The following is a 22,181-nucleotide window of genomic DNA, read 5'->3' on the forward strand; positions in this document are numbered from 1 at the left end:
GTCAGTTCCGTTGACGCTTCTGCGCGACAACCTCGGCCGCAATGCGGCGAGCGCTCGCATCCGTCGTCATCGCACTTTCAAGCGGATCGGAGGCAGCTTCGTCCAGGGTCCCGAGACTGTTCATGCGTTCCAGGGTCCCCGCCACCGAGGCGGCAATATCCAGAAAGCCGATCTGGCGGTCAAGGAAGGCCGCCACGGCCACTTCGTTGGCCGCGTTCATAGCAGCCGGAGCGCCGCCGCCCAGCCTCATCGCCTCGCGGGCGATGGCGATAGACGGGAAACGTTCCAGGTCGGGAGCCTCGAAGGTCAGCTGGCCATAGGCGGCCAGATCCAGCTTTGGCGCGGGCCAAGGCAGGCGGTCGGGCCAGGAAAAGGCGCAGGCGATGGGCGCGCGCATGTCCGGCGGCCCCAGCTGGGCCAGGGTCGAGCCGTCGGCGTATTCCACCAGGCTGTGAATCACGGACTGCGGGTGGATCACGACGTCGATGCGCTCTTCGGAAGTGTCGAACAGGTAGGACGCCTCGATCATCTCGAGGCCCTTGTTCATCATGGAAGCGGAATCGACCGAAATCTTGGCGCCCATCGACCAATTCGGATGGGCGATGGCCTGTTCGGGCGTGGCCAGGGCCATCTGATCGCGAGTCCAGGTGCGAAACGGGCCGCCCGAGGCCGTCAGGATCAGGCGCGAGACCCGCGAGATGCAATCGGGCTGCAACACCTGAAAGATGGCGGAATGTTCCGAATCGACCGGAATCACCGACCCGCCCGCCTCGCGTGCGATCCGCAGCAGGGCCGGACCAGCGCAGACCAGGCTTTCCTTGTTGGCCAGGGCGATGACGGCCCCGGTGCGAGCAGCGGCCAGGGTCGGCGCCAGGCCGGCGGCGCCGACGATGGACGACATCACCCAGTCGGCGCCCATGGCCGCGGCCTCAATGACCGCGGCGGTGCCGGCGGCGGCGCGGACGCCGGTCCCGACCAGGCCGGCGCGCAAGGTCTCGAGGCAGGTTTCGTCCTCGATCACGGCCACGGACGGCCGCCATTGTATCGCTTGTTCGATCAGACGCTGGACATTGCGGCCGGCGGTCAGGGCCAGGATCTGGACCGGCGCCTTCGAGGCCTCGAACAGGCTCAGCGTCGAGACGCCGATCGATCCCGTCGAGCCCAGGACCACAACCTTGCGGGTCGATGTCAACGCGCCCATCCAGCCAGGTAGATCAGGCGCACGCCCGCGATGACGATGGCCGCGAACATCAGGCCGTCGACGCGGTCCAGCATGCCGCCGTGACCGGGGATCAGATCGCCGGAGTCCTTCACGCCGAACCGGCGCTTGAGCATCGATTCCCAGAGGTCGCCCATCATGGTGGACAGCCCGCCGAGGAAGCCCACCAGGGCGGCGATCGGCCAGGTCAGGTTCATGTCCGGCAGGGACGGCAGCCAGGTCGTCAGGGCGTCGATGCCGATGGCGGCCAGCGATGAGGCCACCAGCCCGCCGAAGAAGCCCGACCAGGTCTTGTTGGGCGAGAACCGCGGCCACAGCTTGGGGCCCTTGAGGATGCTGCCGACCACGAAGGCGAAGATGTCGGCGAACCAGGTGACCGCGAATAGCAGCAGCGTCCAGCTGAGGCCCGCCTCCAGCAGGCGCAGCCAGATCAGGGCGATGCAGGCCGGCGCGATATAGATGACGCCATAGGCCGCGTCGGCTCGGCGCTCCACCCGGCCCCGGGCCAGCAGGCCGGCCAGGATCGCGCCCACCACCAGCAGCGGTCCGGTCAGATAGTAATGGCCGCGGAAGGCGGCCACGAGGGCCACCAGGCTGGCCGCGCCAATGGCCAGGGACACGCCGACGGGCGCCTTGGGCGCGCTCATCATGCCCCACTCGCGGGCGAGCAGCGCGACGCAGACGGAGATCAGGGCGAGATACCACACGCCGCCAAACCACACGGCGGCCACGACCGTGGGCACGAGCACGGTGGCTGAAAGCACCCGCACCCGAAGATTCTTCCAGTTGAAGCGCTTAGCCGGCGACGGCGACGTCATCGGCGGCAATGCCTCCATAGCGCCGGTCGCGACCGCGATAGTCCGCGATGGCCGCCGAAAGCGCCTCAGGTCCATAGTCAGGCCACAGCACGTCCTGGAAGACGAGCTCGGCATAGGCGCATTCCCAGAGCAGGAAATTCGAGATCCGCTGCTCTCCGCTGGTGCGCACGATCAGGTCCGGGGCCGGTGTCGACGCGGTCGACAGCAGGCCCTCGAACGCGGTTTCGTCCAGATCCGAGGCCTTGGCCTCGCCCCGCTCGACGGCTTCGGCGAACGCGCGCGCGGCGTCGGCAATGTCGGCCCGGCCGCCATAGTTGAAGGCGACCTGCAGGGTGAACTGGGTGTTGTGGGCCGTGCGGCGCTCGGCGCGTTCGATGATCTCCTGGATGTCGGGGGCCAGGCCCGTCCGACGACCGATGATCCGCACGCGGACGCCTTCGCGCGCCAGCCGCTCGAGATCTGATTCGATATAGGCCTTCAGCAGGCCCATCAGCTCGGACACCTCATGGGCCGGGCGGCGCCAGTTCTCGGTCGAGAACCCGAACACCGTCAGCACGCTGAGGCCCAACGCGGGCGCGCCCTCGACGGTGCGCTTGAGCGCGTTGACGCCGGCGCGATGGCCGAGCGCGCGCGGCATGCCGCGCCGCTTCGCCCAGCGACCGTTTCCGTCCATGATGATGGCCACGTGCAGGGAGCGGTTCGAAGCGTCGCCCCCAGCGCGCGTCGATACATCCTGCAGGCCGGTCGTCGGCGACATTCGCTTCAAGCCTTCCCTCATCGTCCCCCGTTACTTCGGCCGACGATCAAACCTGCATGATCTCTTGTTCTTTGATTTTCAAGGCCTCGTCGATGCGCTTGATGGCCTCGTCGGTCATCTTCTGGACCTCGGTTTCCATCTTCTTCAGGTCATCCTCGCTGATGACGCTGGCCTTCTCGGCCTTCTTCAGGTCGTCGTTGGCGTCGCGACGGATGTTGCGCACGGCGACCTTCTGGGCCTCAGCGTACTTGCCTGCGATCTTGGACAGGTCCTTGCGGCGCTCCTCGGTCAGCGGCGGGATCGGGATGCGCAGGTTATTGCCCTCGACCACCGGGTTCAGGCCCAGGTCCGAGTTGCGGATCGCCTTCTCGACGGCCGAGACGACGCCCTTGTCCCAGATGTTGACGTTGATCTGGCGCGGCTCGGGCACGCTGATCGAGGCGACGGTGTTCAACTGCACCATCGAGCCGTAGGCGTTGACCATGATCTGGTCGAGCAGGTTTGACGAGGCGCGCCCGGTGCGCAGACCGGCGAAGTCCTCTTTCAGGGCGAGCACGGACTTGTCCATGCGGTCTTTGTATCCGGACAGGACGGGCTTTTCGGGAGCGGCCATGGCTTGGGCTCTTTTCGCTGGAGTTTAGGCGGCGTCTTGCGCGACGACGGTGAAGGTTCCCTCGCCACCCAGGACGCTGAGCAGGTTGCCGCGTCCCTTGATGGAGAAGACCACGATCGGGATATTGCTGTCGCGCATCAGGGCGACGGCCGAAGCATCCATCACCCGCAGATCCTTGGCCAGCACGTCCATATAGGTCAGACGGTCGTAGCGCTTGGCGTTGGCGTCCTTCTTGGGGTCGGCGGTGTAGACGCCGTCCACGCTGGTGCCCTTGAACAGGGCGTCGCACTGCATCTCGGCGGCGCGCAGGGCCGCGGCGGTGTCGGTGGTGAAGAACGGGTTGCCGGTTCCGGCGGCGAAGATCACCACCCGGCCCTTTTCGAGGTGACGCTGGGCGCGACGGCGGATGTAGGGCTCGCAGACCGTGGCCATGGGGATGGCCGACTGGACGCGGGTGGAGACGCCGATGCGCTCCAGCGCGTCCTGCATGGCCAGGGCGTTCATGACCGTGGCCAGCATGCCCATGTAGTCGGCGCTGGAGCGCTCCATGCCCTTGGCCGCGCCGGCCATGCCGCGGAAGATGTTGCCGCCGCCGATCACCAGGCACAGCTCGACGCCAGACTTGACGATCTCGGCGATGTCCTCGGCGACGGATTGGACGGTGTTGGTGTCGATGCCGTAGGGCGTGTCGCCCATCAGCACTTCGCCGGAGACCTTCAGGAGCACGCGGCGGAACCGCTGGGGCGTGATGGCGCTGGGTTCGGACATGGACCTGGCTCTTCCTGAGTCGTCGGCACGCAACATAGTGCGCGTTCGTCAAAAGTGGGATCGGTTTTGCGCGCTAGGGCGCGGCGGCGGAAACTGGATACCGGTTTCGGCGTCCGCCTGGCTTCAGATATTTCGGCTGGAGCCTGTTTATCCGCCTCGAACGCCGCGAATGGACAGGCTCTAGGCGCAACAAGGGCGCGGCGCGCGTCGAACGCGCCGCGCCCTTGAAGGACGTATGAAGCCGCCGTCGTCTTTTGGGACGACGGACGACGTTCGTGTCTTAGGCCTGGCCGGCGGCCATGGCCGCGACTTCGGCGGCGAAATCGCCTTCCGGAGCCTTTTCGACGCCTTCGCCCAGGGCGAGACGCGAGAAGCCCTTCACGGTCAGGGTCGCGCCGAGTTCCTTGCCGGTCTCGGCGACCAGCTGCTCGACGGTCTGGTCCGGGTTCATGACGAAGGCTTGCTTCAGCAGCACGACTTCTTCCAGGAACTTGCGGATGCGGCCTTCAACCATCTTCTCGACCACGGCCGCGGGCTTGCCCGACTCGAGCGCCTGTTCGGTGAAGATGGCGCGTTCCTTGTCGATCGCGGCCTGGTCCAGATCGTCCGGCGACAGCGACAGCGGAGCGGTCGCGGCCACGTGCATGGCGATCTTGCGGCCCAGTTCCAGGATCTTGGCCTGGTCGCCGGCGCCTTCGATGGCCACGGCCACGCCGATGCGGCCCAGGTCCGGCGCGGTGGCGTTGTGGATGTAGGTCGCGACGGCGCCTTGAGCCACGGTGAAGCGGGCCGAACGACGCAGCAGCATGTTCTCGCCGATGGTGGCGATCAGGTTGGTCAGGACGTCGGAGACGACTTCGCCGTCCGAGGTCTTGGCCGCGCCGATGGCGTCCACGCCTTCGATGTCCAGGCCGACGGCCGCGATCTTGCGGACGGCGTTCTGGAACAGGTCGTTGCGCGACAGGAAGTCGGTTTCGGCGTTCACTTCGACCAGGGCGGCGGTCATGCCGGCGCCGTCGTTACGGACGGCGATGCCGACCAGACCTTCGGCGGCGATGCGATCGGCCTTCTTGGCGGCCTTGGACAGGCCCTTGGCGCGCAGCCAATCAATGGACGCTTCCATGTCGCCGTTGTTTTCGACGAGGGCCTTCTTGCAGTCCATCATGCCGACGCCGGACTTTTCGCGCAGCTCTTTCACCAGCGCAGCGGTCACTTCAGCCATGAGATCCTCCAGATTCAAACGTTTAGCGACCGGGCTTGATAGCCCGGTCGCATGTCATGTTCACAACGGTCCTCCAGCAGAGGACGGTCGTTCGATCAGTTAGCAGCCGGCTCGTCGGCGACCGCCTGGATCGCTTCGGCGGTGGCTTCCTGGGCGGCTTCGGCAACCGGCTCCGGGGTCAGTTCGCGCGCCAGGGTCGGCTCGACCGGGGCCACCGAGGCGCCCAGATCGACGCCCGAGGCGGCTTGGCCGGCGGCCAGGCCGTCCAGGACGGCGTCGGCGATCAGGTCGCAGTACAGCTGCAGGGCGCGGGCGGCGTCGTCGTTGCCCGGGATCGGATAGGTGATGCCGTCCGGATCGCAGTTGGTGTCCAGGATCGCGATGACCGGGATGTTCAGCTTGCGGGCTTCGAGGATCGCGATCGCTTCCTTGTTGGTGTCGATCACGAACATGATGTCGGGGATGCCGCCCATGTCCTTGATGCCGCCCAGCGACAGTTCCAGCTTGTCGCGCTCGCGGGTCAGCTGCAGCAGTTCCTTCTTGGAACGGCCTTGGCCTTCGCCGGCCAGCACGCCTTCGAGTTCGCGCAGACGCGCGATCGAGCCCGAGACGGTGCGCCAGTTGGTGAGCGTGCCGCCCAGCCAACGGTGGTTCACATAATATTGGGCGCAGCGCTTGGCGGCCGTGGCGACCGGGTCGCTGGCCTGGCGCTTGGTGCCGACGAACAGCACGCGACCGCCGGCGGCGGCGACTTCACGCACCTTCACCAGGGCTTGGTGCAGGAGCGGAATCGACTGCGACAGGTCGATGATGTGGATGTTCGAACGCGAACCAAAGATGTAGCGGTCCATCTTCGGGTTCCAGCGGTGCGTCTGGTGGCCGAAGTGGGCGCCAGCTTCCAGGAGCTGACGCATGGAGAATTCGGGAAGCGCCATCGGGCCTATTTCCTTTTTCCGGTTGAACCTCCGCGGACACCCCCGTTTCGAACCATTTCGAAGCGGGACCGGAACGGCGACTTCAGGATTTCTCCCCGAAGCAACCGAACGTCCACGTGTGGAATGGCGCGGCAGATAGTCGTGAACGGATCGAAATGCAAGCCTTGTCGATCGAAAGGGCGTCGACAGGTGCAAGACGCGACCCTTTTCCGCCGTCGCCTGCGGGGTTTTCGTCGTTCTGACTGCCGATGACGGCGGGAGCGGTCAGGGACCGCCCGCGACTTGGTTGCGCCTCGCCGTCGCCGGATCTCGCGTTCAGTCGGCCGTGCGCCAGACACCCGCCCCGGCCAGGATATCCGGCAAGTCCTCCGGCCACACCTGTTCGGCGGTGGCGCGCAGATCAGCCGGCGACCACCAGCGATGCGCCGCCACCACCGTCCGCTCCAGCGCCGTCCATCGGTCCTGGGAGACATCCAGCCCGGCGACCCGGACCAGGAAGAAGCGCTCGTCGGCCGCCACCGTCTCACCCTCCGGCGTCCGGAACGTCGCCTGGCGGCGCGCGATCTGCGGACCCGGGTCGTCGATGAGCAGGCCGGTCTCTTCCAGAAGCTCGCGACACGCGGCGGCTTCATAGCTTTCGCCCGGATCGAGGCCGCCGCCCGGCGTCGCCCAGAACGCCTGCCCAGCCAGCGGACCGATCCTGTGCTCGAACCTGAACAGCAGGAGGCGATCTTCCGGATCTACCAACAGTAGGCGGGAGGACGGACGTTGGCGCATGCGCGCATCTAACGCGCTGGCGGAGCGATGGGGAATCGCAAGTTCGCCTCGGGGTCCGCGACGATCATGCGCCGGTGGCAAGACGGCGACGGGGCGGCTACCGTTGCGCGGTGGGGACGAAGGCTTTGTTGACCAGACTTGCTCAAGGCGCGCTCGACGGCCTCATCGTCGTCGTGGGCTTCATCCTCGCGGCGCTGCTGGCCTTCGTTCCGCTGACCGCCCTGCCCGGCGACCTACAGACGGGGTTCGTGAACGCCGGGTGGGTGAAGGGGGGCTGGATCGCGATCGTGGCCGTCGTCCTGGTGGTCTGTTGCCGTCCCTCGCCGCCTCGGCCGGATGAAGCGCGATGGCGCGCGACCCTGCGCGGCGTCGGGATCTTCATGGCGACCTTCGTCGGCGTCTTCTGGCTGACCGGCGGTCTGGTCTGGATCAACGCCCATGGGATCCAGGCGGGCCGGACCCACGACATGGTCGTCGTCGGCGACGCGCGCACGGCGCGATCCGCCGGCGGCTCGACCATCGCGCATTACAAGGCCTCTGAGATCGGGACGTCCTGGAAGGCCGATCTCGAGCCGACCGACCCGCGAGACGGCTTCGTCAGGACAGGCGCCTGCGTCCGCATCACGGTGCGCGAGGGGCGCCTGGGCCTTGATTGGATCAGCGACGCGCGCCCGATCGACTGCCCTGACACGCCCGGCGGCGCGGGCGGCGCGTCAGGCGGCGTACGTCCCTAGTCGCTTGGCGCGGCGTGGAGGGGCGCGGAGGGACGCGGAAGGCTCTCTTCATGAAGAGGCCCCTGCCCAGATCCAGTCGCGGATTTTGGGACAACGCCTCTCCTTCGGATCGTCTTCCCCATCGACACCGCCGGACTGTCTCCCGCAAACCTACTGACCAGGCTTTGCCAGTGGCTCCCAGCACCGGTGGACATCGGAGTCGCGGCGTATCGGGTTCGAAGGATCGGAACCCCCTGCCGTTCACGTCGACCAGCGTCCGCGCGAACGCATCAACGTCGCCCAGGGAGCGCATGCGCCCTTGCCGAATCGCCGCCCGAGAGCCTTCTGGTCAGGCGCGGCCAGCGGGCGTCGGCCGCCGGTGGCGGACCGAGCCAGGGAGATCAGAACGCCTTGCCGTTCACCTCGACCGGCTTCAAGGCGAACACGTCGACATCGTCCAGGCAGCGCACATTGATGGCCGCCATGCGGACTCCGCCGGGGCCCTCCCCGCGCCCGAAGGACTCGATCCCGCAGTCCGAGCAGAACAGGTGCGAGATCTTGTGAGTGTTGAAGCGGTACTCGCTCAGGGCGTCCTGGCCCTGCAGCAGGGTGAAGTCGTCCTCGCCGGCGAAGGCCAGGACCGAGCCCAGCTTGCCGCATCGCGAACAGTTGCAGGTGATCAGTTCGTCCAGGCCCACCTCGACCTCAAACCGCACCTTGCCGCATTGGCAGCCGCCTTGATGCTTGGCCATGCTTCTTCTCCCTCGCCCTAGACGTCTTCCAGCAGGGCCACGCCGGGCGCCGTCTTCAAGGCGCCGCGCAACGAGGCGTCCAGATTATAGCGCCCCGGCAGCTTCAGTTCGATCTCGCGGCCGCCGCCGATCGCGGCGATGAAGCTGATCTCGCCGCCCTTCTGCGAGGCGGCCGGCTCCAGGCGCTTCTTCAGGGCCTCGACCTCGGTGGCCGAGGGCGACAGGTGGACCCGCAAGCCCGCCACGACGTTCTCGATGGCCTTCTCGATCGGCTCGGCGTCGTCGCCGAAGAACCGCACCTCGCCGTCGCGGGCCTTGGCGCGGACCTTGATCGCCACCGATTTGCCCGGCTCCAGCACCTCGCGACACTTTCGCAGGGCTTCCGGCGGGAACAGCACCTCGTATTCGCCGGTCGGGTCCGACAGCGACACGAAGGCGAAGCGTTCCCCGCTCTGCGACGCGCGTTCCTGGCGGCGACGCACCACGCCGCACATCCGGAAGGCCTCCATGCCGGCCTCGGCCTGCGGGATCACCTCGGTCAGCATGGCGGTGCGCCGGCGACGCAGCATGCCGACCATGTCCTCCAGCGGGTGACCGGTCAGGTAGAAGCCGACGGCAGCGAGTTCCTCGTCCAGCAGGTCGACCTGGTTCCAGGGATCCACCTTCTTCAGGCGCGGCCGACCGGCGGCCGGATCCGCGCCGAACAGGGCGTGCTGGCCGCCCTGGCGGTCGGCGGCGATGCTCTGGCTGTGAGCGATCAGCACATCCGACGAAGCCAGGATCTGGGCGCGGTTCTTGTGGAAGCTGTCGAAGGCCCCGGCCCGGGCCAGGTTCTCGATGGCGCGCTTGTTGACCTGCTTGGGATCCACCCGCTCGACGAAATCGAAGATGTCTCGGAAGGGGCCGCCCTCCTCCCGCACAGCGACCAGGTGCTTCATGGCTTCCAGACCGACATTGCGCACCGCGCCCAGGGCGTAGAGCACCTCGCCGTCCTCGACCTCGAAGTCGGCGCCCGAGCGATTGACGTCCGGCGCGCGCACCGTGATGTCGAACCGGCGGGCGTCCTGGTGGAAGACCGCCAGCTTGTCGGTGTTGGAGATATCAAGGCTCATCGACGCGGCCAGGAACTCGACCGGCGTATTGGCCTTCAGCCAGGCGGTCTGGTAGGCGATCAGGGCGTAGGCGGCCGCGTGGCTCTTGTTGAAGCCGTAGCCGGCGAACTTAGCCACCAGCTCGAAGATCGAGCCCGACTGCTCCTCGGGAACGTTCTTGTCCTTGGCCCCGGAGACGAAACGGATCTTCTGGAGATCCATCTCCTCCTTCTTCTTCTTGCCCATCGCGCGGCGCAGAAGGTCGGCTTCGCCCAGGCTGTAGCCCGCCAGGATCTGGGCGATCTGCATCACCTGTTCCTGATAGACGATGACGCCGTAGGTCTCCTTCAGCACCGTCTCCAGCGACGGGTGCAGGGTGTCGACGGGCTTTCGGCCGAATTTGCAGTCGACGAAGGTGTCGATGTTGTCCATCGGGCCCGGTCGATACAGCGAGATCAGCGCGGTGATCTCCTCGATCGACCCGCAGCGCATCTTGCGCAGGGTGTCGCGCATGCCCTGGCTTTCCAGCTGGAACACGCCGACCGTCTGGCCCGAGGCGAGGAGTTCGTAGGTCTTGGCGTCATCGAAGGGCAGCTTGCCCAGGTCGACGTCGGCTCCGCGCTTCTTCAGGTGCTTCACGGCGCGGTCCAGCACCGTCAGGGTCTTCAGGCCCAGGAAGTCGAACTTCACCAGACCGGCGCTTTCGACCCACTTCATGTTGAACTGCGTGGCGGGCAGGTCCGAGCGCGGATCCTTGTAGAGCGGCGTCAGCTGGGTCAGGGGCCGGTCGCCGATGACCACGCCGGCGGCGTGGGTCGAGGCGTTGCGGAACAGGCCTTCCAGCTGCAGGGCCACGTCAAGGCAGGCCGAGACGTTGCCGTCTTCCTTCTTGGCTTGCTTGAGGCGCGGCTCCAGATCGATGGCCTGGGCCAGGGTCACCGGCGCGGCGGGGTTGTTGGGCACCATCTTGCAAAGACGGTCCACCAGGCCCAGCGGCAACTGCATCACCCGCCCGACGTCGCGCAGCACGGCGCGGGCCTGCAAGCTGCCGAAGGTGATGATCTGGGCCACCCGGTCGCGGCCGTACTTTTCCTGGACGTAGACGATGACCTCTTCGCGTCGCTCCTGGCAGAAGTCGATATCGAAGTCGGGCATCGAGACCCGCTCGGGATTGAGGAAGCGCTCGAACAGCAGGCCGAAGCGCAGCGGATCGAGGTCGGTGATGGTCAGCACCCAGGCGACCAGCGAACCGGCGCCCGAACCCCGTCCCGGACCGACCGGAATGCCGTGCGACTTGGCCCACTTGATGAAGTCCGACACGATCAGGAAGTAGCCGGGGAAGCCCATCTTCTTGATGATGCCCAGCTCGAAATCCAGGCGATCCCAGTAGACCTGCTCCTCGACCGCCAGCTCCAGGCCGTCGAGGCGCATCTTCAGGCCTTCGCGGGCCTGGTGCTCGAGCTCTTCGGGCTCGCTGCGGCCGTCGCCCGTCGGGAAGCTGGGCAGGATGGGATCGCGCTTCTTGACCAGGAAGGCGCAGCGGCGGGCGATGTCGATGGTGTTGTCGCAGGCTTCCGGCAGGTCGGCGAACAGCTTGCGCATGTCGGTGGCCGACTTGAAAAAGTGCTCGGGCGTCACCCGCCGGCGTTCGTCCTGGCCGACGAACGAGCCGTCGGAGATGCACAGCAGCGCGTCGTGCGCGTCGTACATCTCGCGCTTGGCGTAATAGACGTCGTTGGTGGCCACCAGCGGCACGTCGTTCTCATAGGCCCAGTTGACCAGGCCCGGCTCGGCGGCGGCCTGGCGCGGCAGGCCGTGGCGCTGAAGCTCGACATAGAAGCGGTCGCCGAACACTCGGTTCATCTCGACCAGCGCCTGGGTGGCCTCGGCGGTCTTGCCCGAGGCGAACAGCGCGTCGATCGGACCGTCGGTCCCGCCCGACAGCAGGATCAGGCCTTCGGAATATTCGACCACCTTGGCCCACGGCACGATCGGCTCGGCCAGTTCGCTGCTGTCCAGATAGGCGATGGACGACAGTTCGGAGAGGTTGAGATAGCCCCGCTCGTTCTGGGCCAGCAGGGTGATCGTCGGCGCCCGGGCCCAGCGTTCGGTAGGCCCCTGGCCGATGCCGGCGATGGGAATGGCGCAACCGATGATCGGCTGGATGCCGGCGTCCTTGGCGTAGGACGAGTATTCGAGAGCGCCGAACAGGTTGGCCCGGTCGGTCAGGCCTGCGGCGGGCATTTCGGCCGCGGCCGCCAGCTTGCCGATCTGGTCGGCCTTGATGGCGCCTTCCAGCAAGGAATAGGCCGAGCGAACTCGAAGGTGGACGAAGCCCTGCCCCTCATCGTTCGCCATGACCCATGCCTCCGCTCAGTCGACTCAGGCCACCAACTGGGCGACCGAGCACATCATCCAGACGAAGCTGGCCACGGACACAAGGGCCAAAGACTCACGAGCGATACGGATCATCGGAACCTCCACAAATTTCTTGTTTTGTTCCATATTCCGCTTTTGTTCTGTTCACAAGATGTTCCGCGACGATCCACCGCATTTTCTTTGGGCGAGTCACTCGGTGGGGGGGGTAGAGGCGCGCCGCCTCTGGTTCTCGGCGACGGATCAGGTCAGATCAGCCCATGCGCCTGATCATCGACACCGACACCGCCGGGGACGACGTCTTCTCCCTGATGCTGGCCCTCACCCGCCCCGGCGTGACCGTCGAGGCCATCACCATCGCTCACGGCAATGTCGGCTTCGTCCAGCACGCCGAAAACGCCCTGAAGACCCTCGAGGTCTGCGGCAAGGCCGGCGAGGTTCCGGTCTATCTGGGCGCCCAGGCGCCGTTCTCGCGCGCGCCGCTGGACGCGGCCTATGTGTTCGGCGCGGACGGCATGAGCGACAGCGGCTATCCCCTCGCCGCGCAGCGCCCGGCCGAGGGCCACGCGGTCGATGAGATCGTCCGCCGGGTGATGGCCGCGCCCGGCGAGATTGTCCTGATCGCCCAGGCGCCCCTGACCAACATCGCACTGGCCTATCTGCGCGAACCGCGCATCGCCAAGGCGGTCAAGCACCTGTGGATCATGGGCGGCACGGACAATGGGGTCGGCAATGTCACGCCGGCGGCGGAGTACAACTTCTACGTCGATCCGGAAGCGGCCAAGATCGTGGTCAACGCCGGCTTCGACATGACCATCGTCACCTGGACGGAGACCTTGCGCGACGGCCTGCTGGACCTGGACCAACTCGCCGTCCTGGACGCGCTGTGCACGCCGCGTGCGCGGTTCTTTAACGAGGTCAACCGCGCCTCCCTGGCCTTCGCCCAGGAGACAGAAGGCTTGAACGGCAGCCTGCACCCGGACGCCCTCACCTGCGCCGTCGCGTTGGACCAAAGCCTGATCCTGGAGGCCGAATACGCCGTGGTCGACGTCGAGACGCTGGGCGAGCTGACGCGAGGCTATCTCAGCGTCTCGCACGCCATCCTGCCCGACATCGAACTGGCCGACCCGGCCTTGAAGCGCCGGCCGCCCAACGCCCGAGTGGTCAAGAAGATCGACCAGGCCGGCTTCTTCGCGGCGATGAGGCAAGCGCTGCTATAACGCGCTTAACGTGTATCTAAGAGACTGAGCGTAGCCTGTTTTCCATGAACAGCGCGCGCTTCGCACTTCTTGGCACGTTGGTCGCTTCCAGCCTCGCGGCGGGCTCCGCCCAGGCGCAGGTCGACCTGTTCTCGCGTGACGCCTTTTCCGGCGTGCTGGATCTTCGCATAGCCACCGCCGATGGCGAGACCTCGTGGGTCGATAACGGCCTGGGCAAGTCGCGTTTCGGGCCGGGCCGGCGCGGCGTGAAGCTGGGCGAGGCCGCCCTGGTCTGGAACCCGCGTTTCTCCGACAGCCTGACCGCCGTCGTCGTGGCCGAGAGCCAGGACGGCCAGGATCACCTCGTCGACCTGGGCGAGGCCTATGTGTCCTATCGCGGTCCCGCCGGCCACGCCATGCGCCTGTCGGGCCGGGTGGGCGCCTACTATCCGCAGATCTCCCTGGAGCACGACGGCCTGGACTGGACAGTGCCCGACACCATCACGCCGTCGGCGCTCAACAGCTGGGTGGCCGAGGAGACCAAGGTCGCCGGGATCGAGGCCACCGTGCGCGGCTCGCTGTTCGGACAGGGTCTGTCGGCGACCGCCGGCGCCTTCACCCATGGCGACACCTCCGGCACCCTGCTGTCATTCCGAGGTTGGGCGCTGCACGATCTGAAGTCGCCGGTGACGGGACGCTTCCCGTTGCCGGCCTTGACCCCGTTCATGGCCCGCCGCCAGGCGCCGCACACCACGCCGCTGCTCGAGCTGGACGGACGCACCGGCTATTACGGCCGCCTGGAATGGCGACCGGATCCGAAGCTGGCCCTCGATCTCTTCGGCTACGACAATCGCGGCGACCGCGTCAGCGTCGAGGCCCGCGAATGGTCGTGGGAGACCCGGTTCTGGAACCTCGGAGCACGGCTGGACCTGGGCGACACCCAGGCCAAGGCCCAGGTGATGCGCGGCGAGACCCTGATGGGCTATTCCAACGCCAACGGAGTCTGGATCGATGTCGGGTTCGAGGCCGCCTATGTCTCGGTCACCCAGGCGCTGGGCCCTGGCAGCCTGACGGGCCGCCTCGACCACTTCTCGGTCAGCGACCGCACGAACAAGGCCGTGGACAACAATTCCGAACGCGGCTGGTCGGCCCTGGCGGCCTATCGCTGGGACGTCAGGCCGAACGCCCAGGTGGTGTTCGAGGCCATGACCATCGACAGCCACCGGCCAGACCGGCGGCGTCTGGGCGCCTCGCCCGACCAACGGCAAGCGGTCCTGCAGACGGCCTATCGTCGTCAGTTCTAGATCAGAAGGTCTGGGCCACGAGATGGCCGTCCTTCAGGGCGAACACCCGGTCCATGTAGCGCGCCAGGTCCATGTTATGGGTGGCGATCAGCGCCGCGACGCCCTGCCCCCGCGCCAGGCTGTAGAGCGACTGGAACACCGCCGCCGAGGTGGCGGGATCGAGATTGCCCGTCGGCTCATCGGCCAGCAGCAGTTGCGGCTTGTTGGCCAGGGCGCGGGCGATGGCCACACGCTGCTGTTCGCCGCCCGACATCTGGGCCGGCTGGTGGTTCAGGCGAGCCTGGAGGCCAAGCTCGCTCAGCAGCTCCCCGGCGCGAGCGTCGGCCTCGGCCTTGCCGCGCCCGGCGATCATTCCCGGCAGGGCGACGTTCTCCAGGGCGCTGAACTCGGGCAGCAGGTGGTGGAACTGATAGACGAAGCCCACCGTGCCCAGGCGGATGCGGGTGCGCACGCGCTCGGACAGCTTGGAGCAGTCGCGGCCGCCCAGGGCCACGAGGCCGGCGTCGGGACGCTCCAGCAGACCGGCCGAGTGCAGCAGCGAAGACTTGCCCGAGCCCGACGGCCCGATCAGGCCCACGACCTCGCCGGGATAGACGTCGAGATCGACGCCGCGCAGCACGGGAAGATCGCCGGCCTCGGTCTTGTAGACCCGCTCGACGCCCCGCAGGGACAGGACGGGATCACTCATAGCGAAGCGCCTCAACCGGATCGAGGCGCGACGCGCGCCAGGCGGGCGGAAGCGTCGCCGCGATGCTCATCAGGGCCGACAGGCCGACGATGCCGCCGACCTCCGACCAATCGATCTTGGCCGGGATGTGGGACAGCATGTAGACGTCGGCGCTGAACACCGCCGTGCCGGTGGCCCATTCGACAAAGTTCTGGATGGCGGTGATGTTGGCGCAGAACAGCACGCCCAGCAGCAGACCGCTCAGGGTGCCGGCCACGCCGATCGAGGCGCCGGCCATCACGAAGATCCGCAGGATCGCGCCCTGCCCTGCGCCCATGGTGCGCAAGATGGCGATGTCCTTGCCCTTGTTCTTCACCAGCATCACCAGGCTGGAGATGATGTTCAGGGTGGCGATCGCGACGATGCAGAACAGGATCAGCCGCATGACCTTGCGCTCGACCTGCAGGGCCGTGAAATAGCTGTGGTTCTTGTCCATCCAGTCGGCGACCAGCGAGCCCGGGCCGCTGGCGGCTTCGACGGCCGGCTTCAGGGCCTTGGCGTCGTCTGGATCGTCGACCTTGATCTCCACATAGTCGACCGAGGTGTCGCGCCCGAAGAACAGTTGGGACTGCTCCAGCGGCATGTAGACATAGGCCTCGTCGAACTGACTCATCCCGACGCTAAACACGCCGCCGACGATATAGTCCTTCTCGCGGGTCGAGCTGCCGAAAGCCGTGGCCGGGCCCGAAGGCGAGATCAGGGTGATCGGATCGCCGGGCTGGACGCCGAGGTTGGCGGCCATGCGGTCGCCGATCAGGATGATGTCGCCGCCGAACTCGCCCTGGCCAAAGCCGTTCAACGAGCCCTTCTTGATGTTGCCGGAAATGATCTTCAGGCTTTTCAGGTCGCGGGGCGTGACGCCGCGCACGATGGCGCCGGTCACTTGGCCAGGGCCGATGACCATGGCCTGGGCCTCGACCATCGGTACGGCCTGGACCACGCCCGGCACCGCGCGGATGCGGGTGATCACGCCTTCGCGGTCCGGCCCGTTGATCAGAGGCGACTGCGCATAGAGGTGGCCGTTGAAGCCGAGGATCCGGCCCAGCAGCTCTGCGCGGAAGCCGTTCATCACGCTCATCACGGTGATGAGGGCGAAGACCGCCAACATCACCGCGCAGAACGAGATCACCGAGATCAGGGCCACGCCGCCGTTCTTCCGCTTGGCCAGCAGGTACCGCCAGGCGACGGAGCGCTCCCAGCGGCTGAACGGTCCGGCGGCCCCGAGATCGGCCATCAGGCGGCCTTGCCTTGCGTGAGGCTGGCGACGACGGCGTCCAGCGGCGCGGTGGAGCGCTCGCCGGTCGCCCGGTTCTTCAGCTCGACCACGCCCTCGGCCACGCCCTTGGGACCGATGATGATCTGCCAGGGCAGACCGATCAGGTCCATGGTCGCGAACTTGGCGCCGCCGCGGGCGTCGGTGTCGTCGTAGAGCACCGTCTTGCCGGCTGTGGTCAGGGCCTTGTAGGCGGCATCGCAGGCGTCGTCGCAGCCGGCGTCGCCCTGGCGCATGTTGATGATTCCGACATCGAACGGCGCCACCGACTCCGGCCAGATGATGCCGGCGTCGTCGTGGCTGGCTTCGATGATCGCGCCCAGCAGGCGCGAGACGCCCACGCCGTACGAACCCATCTGCACCGGCACGTCCTTGCCGTCCGGCCCGGCGACCGTGGCCTTCATCGGGTCGGAGTACTTCGTCCCGAACGAGAAGATGTGGCCGACTTCGATGCCGCGCGCCGACAGGCGGTCGCCCTCGGGCACCTTGGCGAAGGCGGCCTCGTCGTGCATTTCCTCTGTGGCGGCGTAGAGCGCAGTGCGCTGGTCGACCAGCGGCTGCAGGTCGCCGTACCAGTCGACGTCGGGACCGGGCGCCCCCATCTCGACGAGGTCCTTGTGGCAGAACACGGCGCTCTCGCCGGTGTCGGCCAGGACGATGAACTCGTGGCTCAGGTCGCCGCCGATCGGACCGGTGTCGGCGCGCATCGGCACAGCCTTCAGGCCCATCCGCGCGAACAGGTTCAGATAGGCCACGAACATGCGGTTGTACGACTCGCGCGCGCCCTTGGCGTCGAGGTCGAAACTGTAGGCGTCCTTCATCAGGAACTCGCGGCCGCGCATCACGCCAAAGCGCGGGCGACGCTCGTCCCGGAACTTCCACTGCACGTGGTAGAGGTTCTTGGGCAGGTCCTTGTAGCTCTTCACCGAGCCGCGGAAGATCTCGGTGATCATTTCCTCGTTGGTGGGTCCGTACAGCAGCTCGCGCTCGTGACGGTCGGTGATGCGCAGCATCTCGGGGCCATAGGCGTCGTAACGGCCCGACTCGCGCCACAGGTCGGCCAGCTGCAGGGTCGGCATCAAGAGCTCGATGGCGCCGGCGCGATCCATTTCCTCGCGGACGATCTGTTCGATGCGGTTGAGCACCCGCAGGCCCAGCGGCAGCCAGGCATAGATGCCCGCCGCTTCCTGGCGAATCATGCCGGCGCGCAGCATCAGTTGGTGCGACGCGATCTGGGCGTCGGAAGGGGCTTCCTTCAGCACGGGCAGGAAATAGCGCGACAAGCGCATATGAGAGACGTCTCCGGGAATTATGAGGGCCTGAGATAGCCTCTTGCCTGACAGCTTGGCAACGCGCGGGGCGAAAAGATGGCCATCCGGAAGCTGTGGAACGAAAAGAAGGCCGCGCGATCCTCGCGCGGCCTTGCAAGTTCATCGTCGGGGAAGACGCCACAGAGTGGGACCAGAACCAACTGATCCCGTAAGTTCACTGTAGGCGTCCGAACATCTGTAGGGGCATGCGCATGCGGCTGGCGTCGCGCATTTGGCCGTTTCGCCCAAGCCTTGAGCGATAGCGGGCAGAAACACCGCGCGACGCCCAAGGGTTGGGCGCCGGGCTTCCGTTAGTACCCTGAACGCATCGGCGGCAGGCTGATCAGATGGAAGCGAACGATCACCCAGATGATCGTGAAGACCACCACGGCGATCCAGGTGGTGGTGAAGAACTTTCGCTTGAGATTGGGATTCACGGGCGCCCCGGGATCGCCGCCGCCGGGCGGCTTTAGGCCCATCTCGTGATAGCTGCGCGAGCCGATCGGCAGGACGGCGAACAGCACCGTCCACCAGACGACCAGGAAAACCGAAGCGGAGGTGAGCAAGCTCATCAGTGATGCGCCTCCTTGGGCGTCTCCATGAGTTCGACCAGCAGGCCGCCCATGTCCTTGGGGTGAACGAAGATGATCAGGGTGCCGTGGGCGCCGATGCGCGGCTCGCCCAACACGGTCGCCCCCTTGGCCACCAGGGCGTCGCGGGCCTCGTAGATGTTCTCGACCTCGAAGCAGATGTGGTGCTGGCCGCCCTTGGGGTTCTTGGCCAGGAAGGCGTGGATTGGCGACTTTTCGCCATAGGGCTCGATGAGCTCGATCTGGCTGTTGGGCAGGTTGACAAAGCAGACCCAGACGCCCTGCTCCGGCATCGCCCACTTGTCCGTCACCGAGGTCGCGCCCAGGAGGTCGCGGTACATCTTCAGCGACTCATCGATCGAGGGCGTGGCGACGCCGACGTGGTTCAGCTTGCCGATCATGATCCTGCTCCCGCGCATCCTGTTGTTTGCGCGAAGGCCTAACACCTGGGTCGCGACGCCGAAAGACCCGCCCGCCGTGGCGAAATGACGGCGGGCGGGCTCTTCCGTTGGGTCAGGTGCGCAGGACGGTGGTCTCGACGACCGGCTTGCGCTCCCAAATCCGGAACGCGGCCTTCTTCACGGCCCGCGATATGGCGTTCTCAATGACCTCGTCGCTTTCCTTGTCGTCGCCGCCCAGGCGCTTGAAGGCGGTCTCGGCTTCCTCGGCCAGGTCATCCATGGCCTCGTCCAGCGGGTAGTCGTTGTCGCCAGCCAGACCGAGGCCCCGGACCTGCGGGCCCGAGACAATGCGGTTCTTGCCGTCCAGCACGACCGACACGGCCAACATGCCGTTGAACGCCGCGTGGCGACGTTCGCGCAGGGCTTGGCCGTTCTCGGGCGTCACGACGCCGCCGTCGACATAGAGACGGCCGGCCGGAACCTCGTCGATGATCTCCGGATGACCGGGGGCCAGGCGCACCATGTCGCCGTTACGCGGTGAGATCGCGTGCGGGACCTGCAGGTCCTTGGCGAAGGCGGCGTGCTCGATCAGGTGACGGCGCTCGCCATGGGTCGGTACGGCGATCTCGGGGCGCACCCACTGGTACATCTGCTTGAGCTCGTCGCGGCACGGGTGGCCGCTGACGTGGATGCCGGGGGTGTCGCGCTCGGTGTGCAGGCGTACGCCGCGATCGGCCAGCTTGTTCTGCAGGTTGCGGATGGGGATCTCGTTGCCCGGAATGACCCGCGAGCTGAAGACCACGTGGTCGCCCTGCGAGAGCTTCACATGCGGGTGGTTGCCCTCGGCGATACGCGACAGAGCCGCCCTCGCCTCGCCTTGACTGCCGGTGCACAGGAACAGGATCTCGTTCTCGGGCAGGTACTTGGCCTGGTCGTCGGTGACGAACGGCTCGAGACCTTCCAGGAAGCCGACCGAGCGCGCGGCGGCGGCCATGCGGTGCATCGAGCGACCGGCGAGGCAGACCTTGCGGCCGGCGGCCTGGGCGGCGCGGATAACGGTGTCCATACGCGCGACGTTCGAGGCAAAGCAGGCTACGGCGATCTTGCCGGTCAGGCCGGAGATCAGCTTGTTCATCTCGACGCGGACCTCGGCTTCCGAGCCGGCCTCGCCGTCGACGAAGACGTTGGTCGAGTCGCAGACCATGGCCAGGACGCCTTCGTCGCCCAGGCGGCGCAGGCCCTCGATGTCGGTCGCCTCGCCCAGCTGCGGGTTCGGGTCGATCTTCCAGTCGCCGGTGTGCAGGATCGTGCCCAGCGGCGTCTTGATCGCCAGGCCGTTCGGCTCGGGGATCGAGTGGGTCAGGGTGATCATTTCCAGATCGAACGGGCCGATCTTGAACTGGCCGCCCAGCGGGATCTCGGTGATCGACACCTCGTCCAGCAGCCGCGCGTCCCGCAGCTTCTCGCGCAGCAGGAAGGCGGTGAAGGGCGTGGCGTAGACCGGCGCCTTCAGGCGCGGCCACAGCCAGTGCACCGCGCCCAGGTGGTCTTCGTGGGCGTGGGTCAGCACGATGCCGAGGATATCGTCGGCATAGGCCTCGATATATTCCGGATCAGGCAGGATGATCTCGACGCCGGGCGTCGTCTGGTCGCCGAAGGTCACGCCCAGGTCGACCACGATCCACTTGCGATCGTGAGCCGGACCAAAGCCATACAGATTGAAGTTCATTCCGATCTCGTTCGACCCGCCGAGCGGCAGGAAGACGAGTTCGTCTTGGGAGGATTTTGTCATCAGGTCTCTAAGGTGGTGTTGCGACGGTGAATTTCGAGGAGTCCGCGGATCGTCAGATCCGAATCGAAGTGATCGATGCAGTCCGTGGCGCCTTCGAACAGCGAGGCGACCCCGCCGGTGGCGACCACGGTCATGGGCTCGGCGCGCTCGGCCTTGATGCGCGACACGAGCCCTTCGATCAGGGAGATATAGCCCCAGAACACCCCCGACTGCATGGCGCTGACGGTGTCGGTGCCGACCACGCGATTGCGGGCCGGTCGCTGGATGGCGATGCGGGGCAGCTTGGCCGCCGCTTCGTGCAGCGCCTGCATGGACAGGTTGATGCCCGGGGCGATGATGCCGCCCTCGAATGCGCCGTCGGCGGCGACGATGTCGAAGGTGGTGGCCGTGCCGCTGTCGATGACAATCAACGGGCCCGGATAGATCATGTGCGCGCCCACGGCGTTGACCAGGCGGTCGGCGCCGGCCTCGGACGGCTTGTCGATGCGCACATCCACGCCCAGCTTGGCGTTCTCGCCGATCACCAGCGGCTCGACGCCGAAATAGCGGCGGCACAGGTTGCGCAGGTTGAAGATCGACTGCGGCACCACGCTGGAGATGATGCAGGCGTCGATGGCCCGGAAACCCAGGCCCTGCATCGACAGCAGCTGCGACAGCCACACGACGTATTCGTCGGCCGTGCGGGTGCTCTCGGTCGCCGCGCGCCACTGCGCGATCCAGTTCTGGCCATCATGGATGGCGAACATGGTGTTGGTGTTGCCTTGCTCGATCGCCAGCAGCATTCAGAAGGCCCCTCCGAAGAAGACGTCGCCGGCGGTGATGCGCCGTAAACGGCCGTCCGGCAACCGCAGGCGCAGCGCGCCGTCGCCGTCCAGGCCCTCGGCGATCCCCTCGACGGTCTCGGTTCCCAGGCGGGCGATGCAGGGCTCACCCAGACCGTGGGCGCGGGCGGTCCAGGCGTCGGCGATGGCGGGAAAGCCCAGCGACATCCAGACCTTGGACCAGCGCTCGAAGGCGTCGGCCAACACCTCGATGGCGTCGACCGGCGACGGCGGCGGCGCGGCGCGGTGGGTGGTCAGGGCCGTGGCGGGACGCTCGCTGTCGATCGGCTTGCGGGCCAGGTTCACGCCCATGCCGGCGGCGACCCACAGGCCGCCGTTCGCCCGGGCCCCGGACTCGATCAGGATGCCGCTGACCTTCAGGCCGCCCAGCAGCGGGTCATTGGGCCACTTCAGGCTGACGAGCGAAGGCGGGACATAGGCGCCGAGCATGTCGGCGACCGCCAAGGCGGCGACGAATGAAACCTGGGCGGCCTCGGCTGGCGGCTTGTCGGTGGCGAAAAGCAGGGTGGCGGCGAGATTGCCCTCGCCGGTCTCCCAGACGCGACCACGCCGACCGCGCCCGGCGGTCTGGCGCAGGCCGACCAGCCACACGGGTCCGGTCTCGCCCGCTTCCGCACGGCGACGGGCCTCGGCGTTGGTGGAGTCGATCTCGTCGAAGACGACGACGGGCGGCCCGTTCCTTTGCGAGGGGACGCCCGTCAC

The 22,181-nt window shown here is 66.9% G+C and carries 22 protein-coding genes; 3 read left to right on the forward strand and 19 right to left on the reverse strand.

Going from position 1 to position 22,181, the window contains the following annotated elements; genetic code table 11:
• Nucleotide 1: 1 nt before the first annotated feature.
• From AC1RUS_RS07590 to AC1RUS_RS07625, 8 genes are all read right to left on the reverse strand, one after another.
• Nucleotides 2-1,201, reverse strand: a complete 1,200-nt coding sequence (locus AC1RUS_RS07590; RefSeq protein ID WP_492914645.1) for a 1-deoxy-D-xylulose-5-phosphate reductoisomerase — start codon at nt 1,199-1,201, stop codon at nt 2-4.
• On the reverse strand, nt 1,189-2,037 hold the full coding sequence (locus AC1RUS_RS07595; protein WP_492914646.1) for a phosphatidate cytidylyltransferase: 849 nt from the start codon (nt 2,035-2,037) through the stop codon (nt 1,189-1,191). The genes AC1RUS_RS07590 and AC1RUS_RS07595 overlap by 13 nt, the downstream gene beginning before the upstream one ends.
• Nucleotides 2,015-2,794 (reverse strand): polyprenyl diphosphate synthase, encoded by a 780-nt coding sequence (gene uppS, locus AC1RUS_RS07600; protein ID WP_492914649.1) that lies wholly within the window; start codon nt 2,792-2,794, stop codon nt 2,015-2,017. The genes AC1RUS_RS07595 and uppS overlap by 23 nt, the downstream gene beginning before the upstream one ends.
• 46 nt (nt 2,795-2,840) lie before the next feature.
• Nucleotides 2,841-3,407 carry a ribosome recycling factor gene (gene frr / locus AC1RUS_RS07605; RefSeq protein ID WP_492914652.1) on the reverse strand — a complete coding sequence of 189 codons (567 nt, stop codon included), beginning with the start codon at nt 3,405-3,407 and terminating at the stop codon, nt 2,841-2,843.
• Between the two features lie 24 nt (nt 3,408-3,431).
• Nucleotides 3,432-4,175: a UMP kinase gene (pyrH, locus tag AC1RUS_RS07610; RefSeq protein WP_492914654.1), complete on the reverse strand. Its 744-nt coding sequence runs from the start codon at nt 4,173-4,175 to the stop codon at nt 3,432-3,434.
• Between the two features lie 280 nt (nt 4,176-4,455).
• Entirely contained in the window at nt 4,456-5,397 is a 942-nt protein-coding gene (tsf, locus tag AC1RUS_RS07615) for a translation elongation factor Ts (protein ID WP_492914656.1), read from the reverse strand.
• 95 nt (nt 5,398-5,492) lie between these two features.
• Nucleotides 5,493-6,332: a 30S ribosomal protein S2 gene (gene rpsB, locus AC1RUS_RS07620; protein WP_492914658.1), complete on the reverse strand. Its 840-nt coding sequence runs from the start codon at nt 6,330-6,332 to the stop codon at nt 5,493-5,495.
• A gap of 315 nt (nt 6,333-6,647) precedes the next feature.
• Entirely contained in the window at nt 6,648-7,109 is a 462-nt protein-coding gene (locus AC1RUS_RS07625) for an NUDIX hydrolase (RefSeq protein ID WP_492914660.1), read from the reverse strand.
• A gap of 128 nt (nt 7,110-7,237) precedes the next feature.
• Between AC1RUS_RS07625 and AC1RUS_RS07630 the strand changes: the two genes are divergently transcribed.
• Nucleotides 7,238-7,843, forward strand: coding sequence for a hypothetical protein (locus tag AC1RUS_RS07630; RefSeq protein WP_492914662.1), 606 nt, complete (start codon nt 7,238-7,240; stop codon nt 7,841-7,843).
• Between the two features lie 380 nt (nt 7,844-8,223).
• Here the strand turns inward: AC1RUS_RS07630 and AC1RUS_RS07635 are convergent, their stop codons facing one another.
• From AC1RUS_RS07635 to sidA, 3 genes are read right to left on the reverse strand one after another with little or no spacing between them, the layout of a single operon-like run.
• Nucleotides 8,224-8,574, reverse strand: coding sequence for a GFA family protein (locus AC1RUS_RS07635; RefSeq protein ID WP_492914664.1), 351 nt, complete (start codon nt 8,572-8,574; stop codon nt 8,224-8,226).
• Nucleotides 8,575-8,591: 17 nt separating this feature from the next.
• Nucleotides 8,592-12,023 (reverse strand): DNA polymerase III subunit alpha, encoded by a 3,432-nt coding sequence (gene dnaE, locus AC1RUS_RS07640; RefSeq protein ID WP_492914666.1) that lies wholly within the window; start codon nt 12,021-12,023, stop codon nt 8,592-8,594.
• 24 nt (nt 12,024-12,047) lie between these two features.
• A complete protein-coding gene (sidA, locus tag AC1RUS_RS07645; protein WP_156111316.1) occupies nt 12,048-12,137 on the reverse strand; it encodes a cell division inhibitor SidA in 90 nt (29 codons plus the stop codon).
• A 164-nt stretch (nt 12,138-12,301) separates the two neighbouring features.
• Here sidA and AC1RUS_RS07650 point away from each other — a divergent pair, with 164 nt between their 5' ends.
• Nucleotides 12,302-13,261, forward strand: a complete 960-nt coding sequence (locus AC1RUS_RS07650) for a nucleoside hydrolase (protein WP_492914669.1) — start codon at nt 12,302-12,304, stop codon at nt 13,259-13,261.
• 44 nt (nt 13,262-13,305) lie between these two features.
• Nucleotides 13,306-14,544, forward strand: coding sequence for a hypothetical protein (locus AC1RUS_RS07655; RefSeq protein ID WP_492914671.1), 1,239 nt, complete (start codon nt 13,306-13,308; stop codon nt 14,542-14,544).
• A 1-nt stretch (nt 14,545) separates the two neighbouring features.
• On the opposite strand, the gene AC1RUS_RS07660 is transcribed toward AC1RUS_RS07655, so the two are convergent.
• From AC1RUS_RS07660 to AC1RUS_RS07695, 8 genes are all read right to left on the reverse strand, one after another.
• Nucleotides 14,546-15,232, reverse strand: a complete 687-nt coding sequence (locus AC1RUS_RS07660) for an ABC transporter ATP-binding protein (RefSeq protein ID WP_492914673.1) — start codon at nt 15,230-15,232, stop codon at nt 14,546-14,548.
• Complete coding sequence (locus AC1RUS_RS07665; protein WP_492914674.1) at nt 15,225-16,505, reverse strand: lipoprotein-releasing ABC transporter permease subunit; 1,281 nt, start codon at nt 16,503-16,505, stop codon at nt 15,225-15,227. Before AC1RUS_RS07665 ends, AC1RUS_RS07660 begins: the two co-directional genes overlap by 8 nt.
• Nucleotides 16,505-17,833 carry a proline--tRNA ligase gene (proS, locus tag AC1RUS_RS07670; RefSeq protein WP_492914676.1) on the reverse strand — a complete coding sequence of 443 codons (1,329 nt, stop codon included), beginning with the start codon at nt 17,831-17,833 and terminating at the stop codon, nt 16,505-16,507. The genes AC1RUS_RS07665 and proS overlap by 1 nt, the downstream gene beginning before the upstream one ends.
• A gap of 332 nt (nt 17,834-18,165) precedes the next feature.
• The gene (locus AC1RUS_RS07675) at nt 18,166-18,426 is read right to left on the reverse strand and encodes a DUF1467 family protein (RefSeq protein WP_492914678.1); all 261 of its coding nucleotides are present in this window, start codon (nt 18,424-18,426) and stop codon (nt 18,166-18,168) included.
• Entirely contained in the window at nt 18,426-18,845 is a 420-nt protein-coding gene (mce, locus tag AC1RUS_RS07680) for a methylmalonyl-CoA epimerase (protein WP_492914680.1), read from the reverse strand. Before mce ends, AC1RUS_RS07675 begins: the two co-directional genes overlap by 1 nt.
• A gap of 112 nt (nt 18,846-18,957) precedes the next feature.
• Nucleotides 18,958-20,637: a ribonuclease J gene (locus tag AC1RUS_RS07685; protein WP_492914682.1), complete on the reverse strand. Its 1,680-nt coding sequence runs from the start codon at nt 20,635-20,637 to the stop codon at nt 18,958-18,960.
• Complete coding sequence (locus AC1RUS_RS07690; protein WP_492914684.1) at nt 20,637-21,419, reverse strand: type III pantothenate kinase; 783 nt, start codon at nt 21,417-21,419, stop codon at nt 20,637-20,639. Before AC1RUS_RS07690 ends, AC1RUS_RS07685 begins: the two co-directional genes overlap by 1 nt.
• Nucleotides 21,420-22,181 (reverse strand): biotin--[acetyl-CoA-carboxylase] ligase, encoded by a 762-nt coding sequence (locus AC1RUS_RS07695; protein ID WP_492914686.1) that lies wholly within the window; start codon nt 22,179-22,181, stop codon nt 21,420-21,422.

It is taken from the genome of Caulobacter sp. GW821-FHT10F06 (assembly GCF_058809215.1).

Bases quoted from the DNA above. Each gene is read 5' to 3' on its own strand.
- AC1RUS_RS07590 (WP_492914645.1), bottom strand. From the start codon at position 1,201: ATGGGCGCGTTGACATCGACCCGCAAGGTTGTGGTCCTGGGCTCGACG.
- AC1RUS_RS07595 (WP_492914646.1), bottom strand. From the start codon at position 2,037: ATGACGTCGCCGTCGCCGGCTAAGCGCTTCAACTGGAAGAATCTTCGG.
- uppS (WP_492914649.1), bottom strand. From the start codon at position 2,794: ATGTCGCCGACGACCGGCCTGCAGGATGTATCGACGCGCGCTGGGGGC.
- frr (WP_492914652.1), bottom strand. From the start codon at position 3,407: ATGGCCGCTCCCGAAAAGCCCGTCCTGTCCGGATACAAAGACCGCATG.
- pyrH (WP_492914654.1), bottom strand. From the start codon at position 4,175: ATGTCCGAACCCAGCGCCATCACGCCCCAGCGGTTCCGCCGCGTGCTC.
- tsf (WP_492914656.1), bottom strand. From the start codon at position 5,397: ATGGCTGAAGTGACCGCTGCGCTGGTGAAAGAGCTGCGCGAAAAGTCC.
- rpsB (WP_492914658.1), bottom strand. From the start codon at position 6,332: ATGGCGCTTCCCGAATTCTCCATGCGTCAGCTCCTGGAAGCTGGCGCC.
- AC1RUS_RS07625 (WP_492914660.1), bottom strand. From the start codon at position 7,109: ATGCGCCAACGTCCGTCCTCCCGCCTACTGTTGGTAGATCCGGAAGAT.
- AC1RUS_RS07635 (WP_492914664.1), bottom strand. From the start codon at position 8,574: ATGGCCAAGCATCAAGGCGGCTGCCAATGCGGCAAGGTGCGGTTTGAG.
- dnaE (WP_492914666.1), bottom strand. From the start codon at position 12,023: ATGGCGAACGATGAGGGGCAGGGCTTCGTCCACCTTCGAGTTCGCTCG.
- sidA (WP_156111316.1), bottom strand. From the start codon at position 12,137: ATGATCCGTATCGCTCGTGAGTCTTTGGCCCTTGTGTCCGTGGCCAGC.
- AC1RUS_RS07650 (WP_492914669.1), top strand. From the start codon at position 12,302: ATGCGCCTGATCATCGACACCGACACCGCCGGGGACGACGTCTTCTCC.
- AC1RUS_RS07655 (WP_492914671.1), top strand. From the start codon at position 13,306: ATGAACAGCGCGCGCTTCGCACTTCTTGGCACGTTGGTCGCTTCCAGC.
- AC1RUS_RS07660 (WP_492914673.1), bottom strand. From the start codon at position 15,232: ATGAGTGATCCCGTCCTGTCCCTGCGGGGCGTCGAGCGGGTCTACAAG.
- AC1RUS_RS07665 (WP_492914674.1), bottom strand. From the start codon at position 16,505: ATGGCCGATCTCGGGGCCGCCGGACCGTTCAGCCGCTGGGAGCGCTCC.
- proS (WP_492914676.1), bottom strand. From the start codon at position 17,833: ATGCGCTTGTCGCGCTATTTCCTGCCCGTGCTGAAGGAAGCCCCTTCC.
- AC1RUS_RS07675 (WP_492914678.1), bottom strand. From the start codon at position 18,426: ATGAGCTTGCTCACCTCCGCTTCGGTTTTCCTGGTCGTCTGGTGGACG.
- mce (WP_492914680.1), bottom strand. From the start codon at position 18,845: ATGATCGGCAAGCTGAACCACGTCGGCGTCGCCACGCCCTCGATCGAT.
- AC1RUS_RS07685 (WP_492914682.1), bottom strand. From the start codon at position 20,637: ATGACAAAATCCTCCCAAGACGAACTCGTCTTCCTGCCGCTCGGCGGG.
- AC1RUS_RS07690 (WP_492914684.1), bottom strand. From the start codon at position 21,419: ATGCTGCTGGCGATCGAGCAAGGCAACACCAACACCATGTTCGCCATC.